Origin of the sequence: Moraxella sp. TY6 (genome assembly GCF_048551375.1) — a bacterium.
In the GTDB taxonomy this organism is placed as follows: Bacteria; Pseudomonadota; Gammaproteobacteria; order Pseudomonadales; family Moraxellaceae; genus Faucicola.
The window spans coordinates 53,779-70,663 of sequence record NZ_JBLYZJ010000001.1 but is presented as its reverse complement, the minus strand read 5'-3'; the positions used below and the strand labels follow the sequence as shown (position 1 = coordinate 70,663).

The 16,885-nt window shown below is 42.5% G+C and carries 16 protein-coding genes and 1 tRNA gene; 4 read left to right on the top strand and 13 right to left on the bottom strand.

The window, feature by feature from the left end:
- Nucleotides 1–64: 64 nt before the first annotated feature.
- Together ACK1U4_RS00330 and tgt are read left to right on the top strand one after the other, a co-directional pair.
- A tRNA-Leu gene (locus ACK1U4_RS00330) sits at nucleotides 65–149 on the top strand.
- A 112-nt stretch (nucleotides 150–261) separates the two neighbouring features.
- Entirely contained in the window at nucleotides 262–1,398 is a 1,137-nt protein-coding gene (gene tgt, locus ACK1U4_RS00325) for a tRNA guanosine(34) transglycosylase Tgt (protein ID WP_419399699.1), read from the top strand.
- Nucleotides 1,399–1,576: 178 nt separating this feature from the next.
- Here the strand turns inward: tgt and lpxA are convergent, their stop codons facing one another.
- The 8 genes from lpxA to ispC form a co-directional block, all read right to left on the bottom strand.
- On the bottom strand, nucleotides 1,577–2,353 hold the full coding sequence (gene lpxA / locus ACK1U4_RS00320) for an acyl-ACP--UDP-N-acetylglucosamine O-acyltransferase (protein ID WP_419399698.1): 777 nt from the start codon (nucleotides 2,351–2,353) through the stop codon (nucleotides 1,577–1,579).
- A gap of 343 nt (nucleotides 2,354–2,696) precedes the next feature.
- A complete protein-coding gene (gene fabZ, locus ACK1U4_RS00315; RefSeq protein ID WP_419399697.1) occupies nucleotides 2,697–3,203 on the bottom strand; it encodes a 3-hydroxyacyl-ACP dehydratase FabZ in 507 nt (168 codons plus the stop codon).
- A 94-nt stretch (nucleotides 3,204–3,297) separates the two neighbouring features.
- Nucleotides 3,298–4,317, bottom strand: a complete 1,020-nt coding sequence (gene lpxD / locus ACK1U4_RS00310; protein WP_419399696.1) for a UDP-3-O-(3-hydroxymyristoyl)glucosamine N-acyltransferase — start codon at nucleotides 4,315–4,317, stop codon at nucleotides 3,298–3,300.
- Nucleotides 4,318–4,493: 176 nt separating this feature from the next.
- Nucleotides 4,494–5,027 (bottom strand): OmpH family outer membrane protein, encoded by a 534-nt coding sequence (locus ACK1U4_RS00305; protein WP_419399695.1) that lies wholly within the window; start codon nucleotides 5,025–5,027, stop codon nucleotides 4,494–4,496.
- A 20-nt stretch (nucleotides 5,028–5,047) separates the two neighbouring features.
- Entirely contained in the window at nucleotides 5,048–7,438 is a 2,391-nt protein-coding gene (gene bamA / locus ACK1U4_RS00300; RefSeq protein WP_419399694.1) for an outer membrane protein assembly factor BamA, read from the bottom strand.
- 144 nt (nucleotides 7,439–7,582) lie between these two features.
- Nucleotides 7,583–8,950, bottom strand: coding sequence for an RIP metalloprotease RseP (gene rseP / locus ACK1U4_RS00295; protein ID WP_419399693.1), 1,368 nt, complete (start codon nucleotides 8,948–8,950; stop codon nucleotides 7,583–7,585).
- A gap of 111 nt (nucleotides 8,951–9,061) precedes the next feature.
- Entirely contained in the window at nucleotides 9,062–9,493 is a 432-nt protein-coding gene (locus tag ACK1U4_RS00290; protein ID WP_419399692.1) for a hypothetical protein, read from the bottom strand.
- On the bottom strand, nucleotides 9,493–10,689 hold the full coding sequence (ispC, locus tag ACK1U4_RS00285; RefSeq protein ID WP_419399691.1) for a 1-deoxy-D-xylulose-5-phosphate reductoisomerase: 1,197 nt from the start codon (nucleotides 10,687–10,689) through the stop codon (nucleotides 9,493–9,495). The genes ACK1U4_RS00290 and ispC overlap by 1 nt, the downstream gene beginning before the upstream one ends.
- 281 nt (nucleotides 10,690–10,970) lie before the next feature.
- Here ispC and ACK1U4_RS00280 point away from each other — a divergent pair, with 281 nt between their 5' ends.
- The gene (locus ACK1U4_RS00280; protein WP_419399690.1) at nucleotides 10,971–11,294 is read left to right on the top strand and encodes a hypothetical protein; all 324 of its coding nucleotides are present in this window, start codon (nucleotides 10,971–10,973) and stop codon (nucleotides 11,292–11,294) included.
- A gap of 11 nt (nucleotides 11,295–11,305) precedes the next feature.
- Here the strand turns inward: ACK1U4_RS00280 and ACK1U4_RS00275 are convergent, their stop codons facing one another.
- The 4 genes from ACK1U4_RS00275 to pyrH form a co-directional block, all read right to left on the bottom strand.
- Nucleotides 11,306–12,211 carry a phosphatidate cytidylyltransferase gene (locus tag ACK1U4_RS00275; RefSeq protein WP_419399689.1) on the bottom strand — a complete coding sequence of 302 codons (906 nt, stop codon included), beginning with the start codon at nucleotides 12,209–12,211 and terminating at the stop codon, nucleotides 11,306–11,308.
- Nucleotides 12,212–12,468: 257 nt separating this feature from the next.
- Entirely contained in the window at nucleotides 12,469–13,185 is a 717-nt protein-coding gene (uppS, locus tag ACK1U4_RS00270; RefSeq protein ID WP_419399916.1) for a polyprenyl diphosphate synthase, read from the bottom strand.
- 107 nt (nucleotides 13,186–13,292) lie between these two features.
- The gene (gene frr / locus ACK1U4_RS00265; protein WP_419399688.1) at nucleotides 13,293–13,847 is read right to left on the bottom strand and encodes a ribosome recycling factor; all 555 of its coding nucleotides are present in this window, start codon (nucleotides 13,845–13,847) and stop codon (nucleotides 13,293–13,295) included.
- A gap of 74 nt (nucleotides 13,848–13,921) precedes the next feature.
- Nucleotides 13,922–14,644 carry a UMP kinase gene (gene pyrH / locus ACK1U4_RS00260; RefSeq protein WP_419399687.1) on the bottom strand — a complete coding sequence of 241 codons (723 nt, stop codon included), beginning with the start codon at nucleotides 14,642–14,644 and terminating at the stop codon, nucleotides 13,922–13,924.
- Between the two features lie 131 nt (nucleotides 14,645–14,775).
- Between pyrH and ACK1U4_RS00255 the strand changes: the two genes are divergently transcribed.
- Nucleotides 14,776–15,159, top strand: coding sequence for a substrate-binding periplasmic protein (locus ACK1U4_RS00255; RefSeq protein ID WP_419399686.1), 384 nt, complete (start codon nucleotides 14,776–14,778; stop codon nucleotides 15,157–15,159).
- Between the two features lie 170 nt (nucleotides 15,160–15,329).
- On the opposite strand, the gene rimO is transcribed toward ACK1U4_RS00255, so the two are convergent.
- Entirely contained in the window at nucleotides 15,330–16,811 is a 1,482-nt protein-coding gene (gene rimO, locus ACK1U4_RS00250; RefSeq protein ID WP_419399685.1) for a 30S ribosomal protein S12 methylthiotransferase RimO, read from the bottom strand.
- Nucleotides 16,812–16,885 lie beyond the last annotated feature (74 nt).

Below are 16,885 nucleotides of genomic sequence, written 5' to 3'. Positions count from 1 at the left end.
CTATATAATACGCAACCACTAAGACGCAATAACAAGTTCTAAAGCGTTACTGTTAAGTAACTTTGGGGACGTGGCGAAATTGGTAGACGCACTGGATTTAGGTTCCAGCGCCGCAAGGTGTGAGAGTTCGAGTCTCTCCGTCCCCACCAACTTGTTAACCATCTTAGCAGTATTAAAACCGCATGAAACCTGCCATTGAGCAGGTTTTTTTGTGTTTGGTATTTTGATATCGTAGCCTATTGCAAGTATTAAGGAAAATTGATGAAATTCACGTTGCATAAATCCGCCACTGGCGAAAGCCGTGCCAGACGAGGCACAGTCCACCTCGCTCATGGCGAAGTCCAAACCCCTGCCTTTATGCCAGTTGGTACTTATGGCACAGTCAAAGGCATGCTCCCTCGTGATATTCATGCGATTGGGGCGGATATCATTCTTGGCAATACCTTTCATCTTTGGCTACGCCCTACCACCGCTGTCATTGACACCTTTGGCGGACTGCATGATTTTATTGGTTGGAATAAGCCGATTTTGACCGATTCTGGCGGATTTCAAGTATTTAGCCTTGGGGCAATGCGAAAAATCAAAGAAGAAGGCGTGTATTTTCGCTCGCCGATTGATGGGGCAAAGGTATTTTTGTCACCAGAAATTTCCATGCAAATCCAAAAATCGCTCAATTCTGATATCGTCATGCAGTTTGACGAATGCACCCCCTACCCTGCGACCCATGTTGAGGCGAATAAATCGCTTGAACTATCATTACGTTGGGGCGAACGCTGTAAAACCGAACATGAAAAACTCGGCAATACTAATGCGTTATTTGGCATTATTCAAGGCAGTATGTACCGTGATTTGCGTGAAAAATCACTTGAAGGCTTGCTAAAAACGGGCTTTGACGGCTATGCAATTGGCGGTCTGTCAGTGGGCGAACCCAAAGAACACATGATGGATGTGTTAAGCTATCTACCGCACGCCATGCCAGCCGATAGACCTCGCTATTTGATGGGCGTTGGTAAGCCTGAAGACATTGTCGAAGCGGTACGCCGTGGCGTGGATATGTTTGACTGCGTGATGCCAACCCGTAATGCACGCAATGGACATTATTTTACCAGTCATGGTGTGGTCAAAATCAAAAACGCCAGTCACCGTTTTGATGAATCGACCCTTGATAGCGAATGTGATTGTTATACTTGCCAAAACTTTAGCCGTGCTTATTTGCACCACTTACACCGCTGTGGCGAAATGCTTTCAGCACAGCTTGGCACGATTCATAATTTGCGTTTTTATCAACGATTGATGGCAGATATTCGTCAAGCAATTGAGGAAGATAGATTTGATGCGTTTGTTGATGAATTTTATCAAAAACAAGGGTTGGAAAAACCCGAATTGACATTAAGCTAATTAATTCATCGCTGATAATGCAAAAATCTTTCAAAACACGACAATTTTATGCAAGGCTGTAGGGTGCGTTTTACGCACCATTTTAAGCAATTGATTTGTAAAGTTGCGTGGGACGCACCCTACTTTGATAAAATTTTTGTCATGTACAAAGGCTATGAATAAAACGTCTGAAAGAAATTTATCTCACCAACCCACGCTCACTTTGCACCAAAGAATCAAGCAATAACTGGGCTTTAGGCTCAAATGGCAATACTTGTTCCGTCACTGCCACAATCGCTTCTTCTTTGGTTAAACCAGCACGGAAAATTAACCGATACGCTTGACGCAAATAATTAATGGTTTCTTTTGACCAGCCTTTGCGTCTCATGCCTTCAATATTTAAGCCATGACTTTTGGCAGGATTGCCAGACACCATGTTAAATGCCCCAACGTCTTTTAAAATAAGACTCGCCCCACCAATCAAACTAAAATCATCAATATGACAAAATTGGTGAATACCAGAATTACCGCCAATAATGATATGATTGCCGATATGCACATGACCTGCCACGCCCACATTATTGGCAATCACATTATCATCACCAACCACGCAATCATGGGCAATATGGGTATTGACCATAAAGAGATTGCGGTTGCCGATTTTGGTCAGTCCCTTATCTTGCACTGTGCCACGATGCAGGCTACAGGCTTCACGAATACGGTTGTCATCACCGATTTCAAGCCAAGTTTCTTCGCCATTGTATTTGAGGTCTTGACAGTCTTCACCAATGCTGGCAAATTGAAAAATCTCATTACGTTCGCCAATGCGGGTGCATTTTGCGACCACCACATGAGAATTTAACTTGGTATCCGCCCCAATCGTCACTTGTTCGCCCACGATACAATATGCCCCTATCGTAGCGGTAGGGTGAATCGTTGCCGTAGGGTCAATGATGGCGGTGGGATGAATGCTCATGAACAATCCTTCTAACTGCGGTTGGCGATGCCATGTTGCCAATTCAAATTAATTATAGTTTATTCGATGAAAAACACACCTTTTTATAAAAGGGCGTATGTTGTACGCCCCTACTAGGTTGTTTATTCAAATCACTATAACAACTTGATGATAAAAGGGCTATTATAGCATTTTTCACTATGAATGCTATTTTTCTCGCAACTTTTCTGTCAGTTAAGGATATTTAGGTACTGAAAAAACCATCATAAGTCATTTTTATCAGGCTCTTTTCATACCTAATTTTTGACGCAATATATCGTGGGTAACACTTTGCTAACCCACGCTTAGCAGTTAGAACAGAGGTCTAATATTGTGTACGTTGTTCAGAAATGGTCAATTCCGCACTTGCCACCAGTTCATCACCAACACAAGCAGTACAGCTAAACTTATAAATATTATGACGTTCCATCGTTTTGGTGGCTCGCAAAATCAACTGGTCTCCCGGAATGACTTGGCGTTTAAAGCGGACTTTATCCACCCCTGCAAACAGGTAAATATAGCCATCTCGAGGTTTGGCATTTTTGGTGATAAAGCCTAGCACACCAGCGGTTTGAGCCATCGCTTCAATCATCAATACCCCCGGCATGATGGGCTCTTCAGGAAAATGACCATTAAAAAATGGCTCATTGACCGTGACATTTTTGATGGCGGTAATCCATTCATTGGGACGGCAAGCGGTCACTCGGTCTATCAATAAAAACGGATAGCGGTGCGGTAAATACTCTTTTAACGCCATGATATTGATAGGCAATGTGACATTTCGCTCATTAAGAGCGGTAAAATCCGCTTCGGTAAGTTTTTCAAAATCCATGATGATTCCTTTGGTTGGATTTTATCATTCAAAAGGCTATTGTACGCTTTTTTGATTTGAGTTTACAGTTGTTTTCTCAAATTTTTATTTTACCTCAAACCAATTGTTTAAATTTCACTGCCACTCGTTTCCATAAATTGGTTGGCATCATCGGCGTGCCTGATGAGTAACTGCCTGCTTGGATGATGGATTTGGTGACCATGGTCATGCCTGTGATGGTGACATCATCGGCGATAGTGATATGCCCTACTAGCCCCACGCCACCTGCCAACACGCAACGTTTACCGACCTTGCTACTACCTGCAATCCCCACACAGCCTGCAATCGCTGTGCCTGCCCCAATCTGCACGTTATGGGCGATTTGTACTAAGTTATCAATAATCACGTTATCTTCGATTATCGTATCACCCAACGCGCCTCTATCGATACAAGTTTGGCTACCGATTCGCACATGATTACCAATGATAACCTTGCCGAGTTGGTGGATTTTTTGCCAACCTTGGGTATCGGGTTTACCTTTAGGGGCGAAGCCAAAGCCCTCGTTGCCGATGCTGGCATGGCTGTGCAACATTACACCTTCACCGATTTGACAATGATGACCAATGAACACATGCGATTTTATTTGGCAATTTTTTCCAAGTTTGGCAAAATCTTCAATGCTCACATGGCTGTCAATTTGACAATCATCACCGATTACCACACCTTCACCAATCACGCTATACGCTCCCACGCTGACCCCTTGACCAAGGGTGGCAGTGGCATGAATGATGGCAGTTGGGTGAATAGCAATAGTGGGCTGATTGGGCTGAAAGCGAAATAATGCCGATAATTGTGCATACGCCAAATAAGGATTATTCACCACGATTGCCACCGTATGCGAAGGGCAATGTTGCACCATCGTTGGCGTTACCAATACTGCCCCTGCTTGGGTGGTTTTAAGGTCATTTTGGTAATGGGGATTGGCTAAAAATGCCAAATCATTCGCTGTGGCACTGGCAAGCGGTGCAATGCCAATCATCACTTGCTCAAGCTGAGATTGGCTAAAATCCGCTTTATTTAACACAGTTGTTTGTTTTTCACCCAGTACAGCGAGTATCTCCGCCAAAGTTAGCATAATCTATCCTTAAATATTTTGGATAATAAAAAACGCAATGGCTAGGATTGCGTTTTTTACTTATTTGAAATGTCATTAAAAACCATATATTTGTGTTTTGGGCGTATGCAATACGCCCCTACCGATTGATATGATTTCTTACCCAATTATCATTTACAATACAATAATAACAAACTTTATTTTACTTGTTCATTGATTTTTTGGATAAAGTCTTTGGTCACTTCCCACTCTGGTTTGACATAAGTCACATTGCGGTCACGGTTATCAATGAGAATATCCATGTTTTTTTGCTTCATAATCGCTTCAGTGATGCCTTGCATTTTTGGGGCGATTTTTTGCATGACATCATTTTCGCTGGCTTCTAACGTGGTTTGGATTTGTGAAGCGACTTGTTCGTAGTTTTGCAGATTGGTTTGGATTTGCTTACGAATGTCATCTTTTTGCGATTGGGTTAGCTTATCTTTTTGGCTGTCATATTGCTGTTGTAAACGCTCAATATTGGCTTTGTAGCTTTGTAGTTGTTGCTGTTTTGGGGCAACCGCCGTTTTGACGCTAGCAACTTTGGCTTTGGCATAGTTGCTATTGGCAATGGCGATTTGTGAATTCCACACACCCACGTTATTGGCAAAGCTTGACATACTAGCCAATGACGCCACGGAAGTGACTAAAGCAATGCTCAAGGCTTTGATGGTAAAAGGTGAAGTTTTCATAATTTTCCTTATTGTTACAATTAGAATAAACGTCCGATTTCAAACTGTACACGGTCAAGTTTGTCATCTTTTTTGTCATTCAATGGATACGCATAGCTTAACGAAATCGGACCGATTGGGGTAATCCATGTAATCCCTGCCCCTGCACTAAATCGCATATCGTTATCTTTACCATTAATCAGCGGTACTGTTTTGCCATTCACATCCATGGTTTTGGTGTCTTTATTGGTGGTGTCAAAGACTTGAGCCCCTTCCACAAATAATGCAGGACGGATTTGGCTTGCCCAGTCGCCTTTAAATGGCATTGGTAAAATCAACTCTGTACCCACTTGGGCTAACGCATTACCGCCAATTTCTTCTGGGTAAAGGTCTGAGCCTGCAAAGCGATAGCGGTCACTTTTTGGTCCAAGGGTGGCATTTTCATAGCCACGCACTGAGCCATAACCGCCTGCAAAGAAGTTATCCCAAAACGGCAAGTCATTACCATAGCCTAATTTGGTATAGCCACGTAACACACTGCCTTTATAAAATGGGTGATAATAGCTACCATCATATACCAGTTTTTGGTATTGGGCATCGCCAAATGCCAAGTCAAGATTCACATTATGACGCATGCCTTTGGTTGGGAATACGCCTTTATCAAGGGTGTTCATATTCCAGCCAAGATTTAGGCTGTAGGTATTATAGCCTGCATTAAAGCGTTCATTATCATCATCACCATCAATGTTAATGATGTTTAAATCTGTGTTATTTTCATCTTTAAGATATTGCAAGTTTGCCACGGCTAATGACCGACCTGCACGCACTGTAGTATGGTCAGCATTCAGCCCTGCACTCAAGTTTTTGGTTTCGTCAATCGGATAGCTAAAATTGACCGTACCACCATACGAGTCGGTGACATAGTTTGAGATATTTTTGTCATCGTATTTGGTTTCACGATAGTATAAGTTTGCCCCTTGCGAGATACCATCTGGGGTAAAATACGGATTGACATAGCCTAATGAGTAGCTGTTCAGCGTTTCTGAGCGAGAAAGCTGAAGATTGACTTTATTACCTGTTCCCATAAAGTTGGATTGGCTAAGTCCTGCTTGGAAGGTCAAACCACCACTTTGTGAATAACCTGCAGCGATGGTACTTGTACCTGAGGGTTGTTCTTCAACAGTGATATTCAAATCAACTTGGTCAGGGGTGTTTGCCAATGGCTTCACATCAATATTGACGGTTTTGAAAAAACCTGTCCGCATCAAACGAGTGCGTGATAGCTCAATTTTCTCATTGGATGCCAATGCCCCTTCCATCTGACGCATTTCACGGCGTAGCACTTCATCAGCAGTTTTGGTATTGCCACTAAAATTAATACGGCGAACGTACACAGGACGCACAGGGTCGATAAAGAAATCCATATCCACAGTGCGTGTGGTATCGTTGATACGTGGGACAGGGCGAATTTGGGCAAAATAATAGCCGTCATTGCCGTACAGTGTCCCTAAATTTTGTAAGGTGGTGGTGACTTGCTTTTGGGTATATCGCTCGCCTGCCTTAAATGCAACTTGGTCTTGCAGTTTTTGTAGGTCATAATTTGGACTACCCAAAAACTTGACTGTACCAAATTGATATTGCTCGCCTTCCGTGATTTTTAGGTCAATATAAACCTTGTCTTTTTCTGGGCTTAGGTTCAAATTGGCATCATCAATACTAAATTTGACAAAGCCTGCATTTTGATACATGGCATTGACACTTTCTAGGCTGGCCGCCATTTTTTCTTTGGCAAAACGGTCAGATTTGCTAATGACATTCACCCATGATGATTCTTTAAGATTCATCGCTTGTTTGATTTCTTTTTCGCTAAAGTGCTTGTTACCAGACACTTTAATTTCGACCACTTTGGCAGGCTTGCCTTCTTTAAAGTCAAATTTTAGTGCAACACGGTTATTATCAATCGGTGTTTGGGTGACGGTCACTTCACTGTTATAGTAACCTTGTTGATTATATTGTTGTTTTAGCTCGGATTGGATTTGTTCAACGGTGGCTTGTTTAAGCACATTACCTTCGGCAATACCAATGCGTTTTAGCCCCTCGGTCAAGGCTTGTTTTGGAATGAGTTTATTACCATCAAAACTAACACTGGCAATCGTTGGGCGTTCAGTCACGTTAAACACTAAGTTATTACCAACTTGACTGGCTTTAATGTCCGAAAAATTACCTGTGGCATAAATCGCTTTGATAGCATTGGCAATATTGGTATCGGTAGCGACTTCACCTGCATTAATAGGCACTAATGGGTATAGACTTTCGGCTGGTACACGTGTCAAGCCATTGAACTGAATATCTGCTACAGTGAAATTCACCGCTTGGGCATAAGGGGCGACCATTGCCAAAGGGGCAAGGATAAATAATGCTGAGTTTCGCATAACATATTTTTCCGAAAAAATCAGGTTAGGTTGGCATAAGGTAAGCTAATTTGCGGATAAAGTCTAGTAAAATCCTGCTAAACGCCAATTCAAGGCATATTGTAAAATACTTCCGCTGGCATTGGAATAGCCTCGCCCCCCACATCAGAAAAGTCGGCTAATATCATTACCAATTGCCAACAACATGAAACAACCAAGCAAAGCTAATCCAATGTTCATGCCGATGGTCTGGACTTGCTTTGGCATCGGTTTGCCAAAGACTGCCTCATAGCCATACATCACAATATGCCCACCATCTAGTACAGGAATGGGCAATAAGTTCAGCACCGCAAGGCTAAGGCTAATAATTGCCATAAACGATAATACCGCTTCCCAACCAATGCTAAAGCTTTGATTAGCGACTTTGGCGATGGTGATTGGACCTGATAAATTTTCCACCCCAATCAGCCCTGTCACCATTTTTCCCATTGATTTGAGGGTCATCATACTTAAATCCGTGGTTTTATGCAGTGCCTTACCCATTGCTTCAATGGGATTATATTGAATGGTTTTTTTAAATTCGGGCGGTACAACGACTTGAGCTTGCTTAACCCCTGCACCAATTTGCCCAAAACGCTGTCCCATGGTATCTTTTTTGGCTTGAGGCATGACGGATAACGTTTTGGCTTGCCCTGCTCGCTCAATCCCAATATTTAATGCCACTTCTGGATTATCTTTGACAATTTTAGAAAAACTTAACCAATCACCAATCGGCTGACCATTCACCGTTTTAATCACATCACCGACTTGTAAACCTTGTCGATCCGCCGAACCATTCGGCACAATTTCACCAATCACAGGCGGAATTTTGGGTTGCCACGGAATTGCCCCAAGACTGTCAATGGGGTTGTTAGAGCTACCTATTTCGGTTTTCATAAACTGGCTAATCGGCACAGCAATGTTGGCTTGACCTTTGAGATTCTGCACCGTCAACTGAACATTGCCTGTTTCACCCATACGGTCGGCTAACGAATAATTGATATCCTGCCAACTCTGCACATTTTCGCCATCCACTTGGGTGATTTCATCACCAACTTGTAAACTGGTATGGCTAACAGGGGAATTGGGAACAATACTGCCCACCTTAGTGGCAAGTACCTCGCTGGGCGACACAAATAACAGCCAATATAAAAAAACCGCAATGATTAAATTCATCATCGGGCCTGCCGACACGATGGCGATTTTTTTCCACGGTTTTTGGGTATTAAATGCCAAATGGCGTTCTTTTGGGTCAACTTCACCTTCACGCTCATCCAGCATTTTGACATAGCCACCCAACGGCACGGCAGAAACAGCGTAATTGATGCCTGTCTTTTTACTTGTCCAAGACAACAGTTTAGGACCAAACCCAATCGAATAGGTCAACACCTTCACACCACATAGCCGAGCAACAATATAATGCCCCCATTCATGTAATGCAACGAGTGGTCCAAGTACCACGATGGCCGCCAATACCGTCAAAAGAAATGTCATTCATGTACCTATCATAAAAAAGCGGTTGTTAAGCTTTTTATGATGACAAATTTATGAAAAACAATCTATAAGAGTTTTGTTGGTAGGGTAATAAATGACGAAATGAACGGCTTATTGGATAGACGTTGGTGCAGATTTTTTAGGTGAAAAGTTTTGAAACGACACTGTATTATCACATAAGGTTAAAATGACAACGTATTGATGGTTTTTATCATGCAGTGTATATTCATTTTTCTCAATAGAATCAAGCTTTAAACTAGCGATATCAATGACATCGTTCAAATTTTTTAAGGTTTGAATGTCATTATGAGTAAAACTGGCATAATCCGAATACCAATATTTACCACATTGCACCTTTGACTCACCATTTAAGCTTTGAAAATACAATTGATTGGTTTTTTGGTCACGAGAAAGGCTTAAAAATTGGTCGAATTGCTGAATGGTCATTGTTGGTTTTTGTTGATAAGCATTGGTTTGATAGCCCATCATTGCTACTGTCAAAGCCATATAAGCCAATAATAGCCCAAAATTATCAAACTCCATCAAGCTTTACTCAAACTAAAAATATCCTGTCTTGCCAATTCACGAGCTTTTTTATCGACTTGTAAAATATCGTCCAATGAACTGATAGTCTGTTGCTCAGTTTGATTCAAAACCTGTTCATTAATATCGGCAATATCCGTCAAACGAATCTCACCATCCAAAAACGCCTGCACCGCTACTTCATTACTGGCATTTAAGGCAATACAGGCATAACCGCCACACTGCATCGCTTGATACGCCAAACTCAAACATTTAAACTTGGTCAAATCAGGCGGTAAAAACTGCAAATTGCTTAGGCTAAATAAATCCAACCGCTCAACGCCACTCTCAATACGATTCGGATACGCCAACGCATGAGCAATCGGTGTCCGCATATCTGGGCTACCAAGCTGTGCCAAAATACTGCCGTCATTATATTCAACCATCGAATGCACGATACTCTGCGGATGTATCACCACACCAATATCCGCCACTGGCATATCAAATAAAAAACTCGCTTCAATCAGCTCAAGCCCTTTATTCATCATGGTGGCACTATCCACCGAGATTTTCTGCCCCATTGACCAGTTAGGGTGTTTCACTGCTTCGGCAACGGTGGCATTTTGCATATCGTCAAAAGTCTTGTGTAAAAAAGGCCCACCCGAAGCCGTCAGCCACAGTTTTTTTACCCCATGATTGACTTGATGAATTTCGCCACGTTGCTGTTGAATGTCTTTGGGCAAACATTGAAAAATCGCATTATGTTCGCTGTCAATCGGCAGTAAGGTTGCCCCAGAGGTTTTGACCTCCTCCATCATCAACTCGCCTGCCATTACAAGGGCTTCTTTATTGGCAAGGAGGACGGTTTTACCTGCTTGTACCGCAGATAATGTCGAGGGCAACCCTGCTGAACCCACGATAGAGGCAACCACGATATCGACTTGGGGTAAAGTGGCAAGTTCACTTAAGCCTTGCTCACCTGTCAGGATTTGGCAAGTTAGCTGATGGTCGGTGAGGAGCTTACGAAATTCATCGGCTTTATCAGTTGGCAGACAGACATAATTTGGGCGGAACTGCTCACAAATGGCAAGTAGCTTATCAAGGCGTGAATAGCCTGACACACCTGTGATGTGGTATTGGTCGGCATTTTGGGCGATGACGGATAACGTGCTGTCACCGATTGAGCCTGTTGCTCCGAGGAGGGCGATGTTTTTCATTGTCAAAATAATACCTTTGATTTTTAGTTATTTGAATAAAATTAAACCACCTGATTATATAAGTTTAAACCCTCAATTCACTCAAATTATCGTAATCAATCCTATTGAAAATAAGCACATAAGACCTTATTGAATTGTCGGATTAAGCCATAAAAACTACCTAACTTAATCAATCATTATTGTATAATTTTAAGATTATCTACCCACTTACTGAGTAAACAATGTGAGTAAAATAATGGATTTTTACCACAATATACCTTAATAAACCATGAGATAAATTGATGCTACCTAAACGCAAAGAATTTGAGCGAGATGAAATTTTATCACTGATGTCTGCCACACCCACTCTTGCAGGATTATGTATCACAATTGTCGCTATGATAAACACCTTTCACCATCCTAATCACATTGCCACATTATCTGACCATGTATTTGCATTTAGCGGATTGGGATTTTTATTATGTACAGGCATGATTTTCACAGGGCTAAGGCTTGCATCTATTCAAAGATACAAGACCTTTATTTTAGCGGTAGATATTTTATTTATTTCCTCTCTCAGCTTAATGACATTTGGGGCTTTTTTATTGGTTTATACATTAGTATAACCAATAAAAATTTAGATTAACCCAAAATACCGCATTGCCCAAAATCCCAACGCAAAAATCGGCATCGCTGACAACTGCGAATCAATACGGTCAAGAATCCCACCATGCCCCGGTAACAACGACCCTGCATCTTTCACCCCTGCATGACGCTTGAGCATACTCTCAAACAAATCGCCAAACACCGAAATCACAATCGTCACCAAAGACAACACCAAAAACAATGCTATCGCAAGCCCTGACCAATCTTTTAGCAAACCAAACGCCACACCAACAACAACCAAAGCACCTGTCACAAGCCCGCCCATCAAGCCCTCAACGCTTTTATTAGGGGACACATATGGAGACATCTTGCGTTTGCCAATCTTACGACCGACAAAATACGCCCCACTGTCAGCACACCATACCAACACAAACACATACAGTAACCACCAAGCCGACAGCGACCATAGATAGTACATGGCGGTAATCGCCGAAGTCAGCAACACCACACCCATCGCATATAACGACTTACCGTACCATGCTTGCGTGGCATTCGGATATTGCCCCACCCAACGAATCACCAATAGCCAAATCACACTTGCTACCGCCCAAAATCCTGCCCAAACTAGCGTGGCATTAAAACTGATATCTAGATTGGGTAAAAATGACAAGCCTAGCACTACAAGCACCACTGCCAATACTATCCCTGCATAAACATAATCGGCTTGGCTACTTGGTTTGACTTGGATTTGTTGGCTTGGTGGTTGGTAAGTAGCAAGGTCAGTATCCGCTTTTGGCATGAGTTTCGCCCATTCATACGCCCCAACCCCTGCCCCCACGAGCAATAATGGTAGTATCAAATACGGCTCACGACTGGCAAACATCGCCACACCGACAATGACAAGCAAAATAAGGGCAGTTTTGATACGTTCAAACATGGGGGTTCTCAAGTTAACATAGCGGTTGTTAATTTAGGACTTACACAAAAGACACTGGATTCCCACATTCGTGGGAATGACGATTCTTTTTTAAATTTCATCACCCCTGCGAATGCAGGGGTCTAGCGTCTTTATTCAGAGAAATGAATTGATAATTTGCGTAAGTCCTAAAGTTAAAAGACGGTTTAAAAAAATCGTGTTCGCTTGGCGTAACACGATTCAATTTTGGGTTTAATTGGTGATTTGAAAGAATTTCACTATTTTAATCCCAAAACTTGCTCAGTGGTTTTACCAAACCGTCTTTCACGCCCCATAAACACAGCAATCATATTATCCAATTCCGCAGGGGCAAAATCTGGGAATAACGTTTCGGTAAAAAACAACTCAGCATACGCACATTGCCACAGCAAAAAGTTAGAAATACGATAATCCCCACCTGTGCGAATCAGCATATCCACAGGCGGTAAATCAGCAAGGGATATATGTTTGGCAAAATCAGCTTGAGTCAAGCTATCCGCTGACAATGCCCCTTGCTCGACTTGCTTGGCTACTTGGCGACACGCATTGACAATATCCCACTGACCGCCATAACTGATGGCAATGACCAACGTCATACGGCTTAAATGCTGGGTTTGGGCTTCGGCATCCGCCATTAAATCTTGCAATTTTGGCGATAATTGGCTTCTATCACCAATAAACTGCAACGCAATCTCATGGCGAAACATCCGAGGTAATTGGTCGTGAATGGTTTCTTCCAGCAGTCGCATCAGTAGAGCGACTTCATCGGCAGGGCGTTGCCAATTTTCGCTCGAAAAGGCGAACACCGTCAGAGCTTTGACCCCTATTTTCACACAATGCTCGACCAATGGGTCAAGCGTTTGTTTGCCTGCGATATGCCCACCACCAGTCGGTAAGCCGTGAGCTTTGGCATAACGGTTATTACCATCCATAATGATGGCGATATGCTTGGGCATGGTTTCAGTTTGGGTTTGAGCGTTTGACACCAATTTTTCCTAATGCTATGGATTTTACATATTTTGACAGGCGTAACCCCTCTTTGGTAAGAGGGGTTGGGGAAATTTTAAACTGCCATCAATTCTGATTCTTTGGTTGCCAATTTTTTATCAATGCTTTCGATATATTTATCGGTCATTTTTTGGATGTCATCACTGGCACGGCGTTCATCATCTTCCGAGATTTCTTTATCTTTAACCAACACTTTTAGGGCATTGTTGGCATCACGGCGAGCATTGCGGATTGAGATACGGCGTTCTTCGGCTTCGTGACGTGCCAATTTTTGCATGTCTTTACGAGTTTCTTCAGTCAAGGCAGGTAGTGGCACACGAATCACATCGGCAGTCACAGGGTTTAGTCCCAAATCTGATTCACGAATGGCTTTATCTACCGCTTGCACCATGCTACGGTCAAATGGCTGTACCACTAAGGTGCGTGAGTCTTCAACATTGACGCTAGCGACTTGATTGAGTGGCATCTCTGAGCCATAGTAAGATACGGTAACGCTTGATAACAAGCCTGGATGGGCTCGACCTGTACGCAGTTTGATAAAGGCATTGTCAAGGGCTTCGACTGCCTTTTTCATTTTGTCTTCGCCTTGTTTTTTGATGTCGTTAATCATGGAAAATTCCTTTGTTAAATAATTTCAAATAAATTTAATCATTTGGGCGTATGCAATACGCCCCTACATTATTATTAATAGACCTTCGTGCCTTCCGCTTCACCCATCACCACGTGTAGCAAGGCATTTTGTTTTGCCATATCAAACACTTGCAACGGCACATTATGCTCACGAAGCAAGGCAATCGCTGTCAAATCCATCACGCCCAATTTTTGGTCAAGCACTTGGTCAAAGGTCAACTCATCATATTTTACCGCATCATCATGGGCATTTGGGTCTTTGTTATATACGCCATCGACTTTGGTGGCTTTCAAAATCAAATTGGCTTCAATCTCAATGCCTCGCAAGCAAGCAGCGGTATCGGTGGTAAAAAATGGATTACCCGTCCCTGCGACAAATACGCAAACTTCGTTATTTTTGAGGTAACGAATGGCATTGCGACTGCTATAATTTTCGGTCACTTCGCCAATTGGCAAGGCAGACATCAGACGGCATTTGATATTACGGCGTTCTAGGGCATCACGCAATGCCAAGCCATTCATCACAGTCGCCAGCATACCCATTTGGTCGCCTGTCACACGTCCGACCAAGCCTTGCTTTTGTAGTGACGCACCACGGTATAAGTTACCACCGCCAACCACGATACCGACTTGCACGCCCAAACCGACAAGGTGAGCAATCGCAAGACTCATATCGGCAAGCACGCTAGAGTCAATACCCATGTCGTTTTTGCCTGCAAGGGCTTCACCAGAAAGTTTAAGCAAAATTCGTTGATAACGGGGGGCTTTATCGGACATAGTGACCTCTTATGGGTAGCAGTTAGCATGAAATGGTATTAAATGTGGGCGATTTTATCAAATTTCATCAAATTTTAATAGATTGGCGTAAAAATACTTATACAGTGTTTTGTATATTTCACGGTAATAAATTGGACGATTTAGTAAGTCTAACTGTCGGTGGTATGCAGGTTTCCAAACAAATGAAACAAATGCAAGCCACAGGTAAAGCAGGCTCTGTGATTTATTCAGACACCTCATTTTTGGCGTTTAAAGATATGCTAAATGGTAGTATTGATGCGATATTTAAAGATATGCAGTTGTTGCAATATTATGCCAAAAAATACCCAAAATATAAAATTACGATTGTGCCGTATGAAAATGAAGCAACTCCTGAATCTCAACAGGTGATGATGACCAAAAAGGATAATACCAAATTATTGACAAAATTAAATCAAGGTATTGACCAAATAATTACCAGTGGTGAAATGAAAAAACTGGAAGATAAATGGTTGAATAATCCGAATATTCAATAACTTTCAACATTACGCATTTTTATCGCATGTAGGTTGGGTTGAGCTTGCGAAACCCAACATTATCAATGATTTATATTGGATTTCAACTTTCAAGCTAACCTATAAATAACTTTTAGATTGATACTTTAATTTATTGGGCGTATGCAATACGCCCCTACCAATCTAAATCCCTAACTAGCATAACTAGCGAAAAGGTCATACTCACTGGCTTCATCAATGGTGACGGTCAAAAACTCACCGACTTTCACCGAATCATCAATGTTGTCAACATACACGTGACCGTCAATTTCTGGGGCATCGGCATAACTACGACAAATCGCAATACCTTCTGCCTCATCAATTTCATCGACCAATACTTTCAGCGTTTTACCCACTTTTTCTTGCAATTTTTCGGCAGAAATCTGCTGTTGTAACGCCATTAATCGCTCGTAACGCTCTTTTTTAACGGCTTCTGGCACAGGGTTTGGCAAATCATTGGCAACTGCACCCTCAATTTCAGAATAGGTAAACGCTCCGACACGGTCAAGGCGTGCGGCTTTTAGCCAATCCAGTAAATACTCGAAATCTTCTTCGGTTTCCCCTGGAAAGCCGACCACGAAAGTCGAACGAATCACGATATCAGGGCAGATGTCACGCCATTTGGCAATCCGCTCAAGCACATTTTCGCTATGAGCAGGGCGTTTCATCGCCTTTAATACACTTGGGCTAGCGTGTTGGAATGGAATATCAAGATACGGCAACAGCTTATCTTGTGACATCAGTTTCACCACGTCATCAACGTTCGGATAGGGATAAATATAGTGCAAACGCACCCAAATACCGAGATTGTTCAACGCCTCACACATATCATAAAACTTGGATTTGAGGGGCATACCATTCCAAAAACTGGTTTTATATTTTAAATCCAACCCATATGCTGAGGTATCTTGCGAGATGATTAGCAGTTCTTTTACGCCTGCTTTTTTGAGGGCGACCGCTTCATTCATAATACTGTCAATTTGACGGCTCACCAAATCGCCACGCAAGCTCGGAATAATACAGAAGGTACAGCGATGGTTACAGCCTTCGGAAATTTTGACATAAGCATAATGCTTGGGGGTCAGTTTAATCCCTGCATCATTAATCAAGTCGATTTTTGGGTCGTAAGTTTTATCAACTTGCGGTTTTGGCACGTGGTGCGACACGGCATTCACCACCTCTTCATAGGCATGAGCGCCAGTCACGGCTAATACGGCAGGGTGCATGGTGCGGATTTTTTCGGCATCTTTGCCAAGACAGCCTGTGACGATGACTTTGCCGTTTTTATTAATCGCTTCGCCAATCGCATCAAGGCTTTCTTGCACCGCAGATTCGATAAAGCCACAGGTATTCACCACCACCAAATCCGCCCCATCGTAGTCACTTGCCACTTGATAACCGTCACGAGTGAGTTCGGTGATAATGCGTTCGCTATCAACTAAGGCTTTGGGGCAACCGAGCGATACAAAGCCGATTTTAGGAGAAACATTTGGAGCAATGGGTGAGCCAGTTTGAGCGACTTGTTTGGCACTTTGTTCAAGCGTGCGGTTTTCGTTGTGGTTGGCTTGGTGGTGAGTGGCTGAAGTGGTATTTTCGGCAGAATTTGGAATAAAAACTTGTGGCTGATTTGACATGACTTTCACTTTTGGCTATCAAGATTTAAACCGACTATTTTACTTGGTTTTTTGGGGTTTGAAAAATAATTTTG

Bases quoted from the DNA above. Each gene is read 5' to 3' on its own strand.
- tgt (WP_419399699.1), top strand. From the start codon at position 262: ATGAAATTCACGTTGCATAAATCCGCCACTGGCGAAAGCCGTGCCAGA.
- lpxA (WP_419399698.1), bottom strand. From the start codon at position 2,353: ATGAGCATTCATCCCACCGCCATCATTGACCCTACGGCAACGATTCAC.
- fabZ (WP_419399697.1), bottom strand. From the start codon at position 3,203: ATGGATTTTGAAAAACTTACCGAAGCGGATTTTACCGCTCTTAATGAG.
- lpxD (WP_419399696.1), bottom strand. From the start codon at position 4,317: ATGCTAACTTTGGCGGAGATACTCGCTGTACTGGGTGAAAAACAAACA.
- ACK1U4_RS00305 (WP_419399695.1), bottom strand. From the start codon at position 5,027: ATGAAAACTTCACCTTTTACCATCAAAGCCTTGAGCATTGCTTTAGTC.
- bamA (WP_419399694.1), bottom strand. From the start codon at position 7,438: ATGCGAAACTCAGCATTATTTATCCTTGCCCCTTTGGCAATGGTCGCC.
- rseP (WP_419399693.1), bottom strand. From the start codon at position 8,950: ATGACATTTCTTTTGACGGTATTGGCGGCCATCGTGGTACTTGGACCA.
- ACK1U4_RS00290 (WP_419399692.1), bottom strand. From the start codon at position 9,493: ATGGAGTTTGATAATTTTGGGCTATTATTGGCTTATATGGCTTTGACA.
- ispC (WP_419399691.1), bottom strand. From the start codon at position 10,689: ATGAAAAACATCGCCCTCCTCGGAGCAACAGGCTCAATCGGTGACAGC.
- ACK1U4_RS00280 (WP_419399690.1), top strand. From the start codon at position 10,971: ATGCTACCTAAACGCAAAGAATTTGAGCGAGATGAAATTTTATCACTG.
- ACK1U4_RS00275 (WP_419399689.1), bottom strand. From the start codon at position 12,211: ATGTTTGAACGTATCAAAACTGCCCTTATTTTGCTTGTCATTGTCGGT.
- uppS (WP_419399916.1), bottom strand. From the start codon at position 13,185: ATGCCCAAGCATATCGCCATCATTATGGATGGTAATAACCGTTATGCC.
- frr (WP_419399688.1), bottom strand. From the start codon at position 13,847: ATGATTAACGACATCAAAAAACAAGGCGAAGACAAAATGAAAAAGGCA.
- pyrH (WP_419399687.1), bottom strand. From the start codon at position 14,644: ATGTCCGATAAAGCCCCCCGTTATCAACGAATTTTGCTTAAACTTTCT.
- rimO (WP_419399685.1), bottom strand. From the start codon at position 16,811: ATGTCAAATCAGCCACAAGTTTTTATTCCAAATTCTGCCGAAAATACC.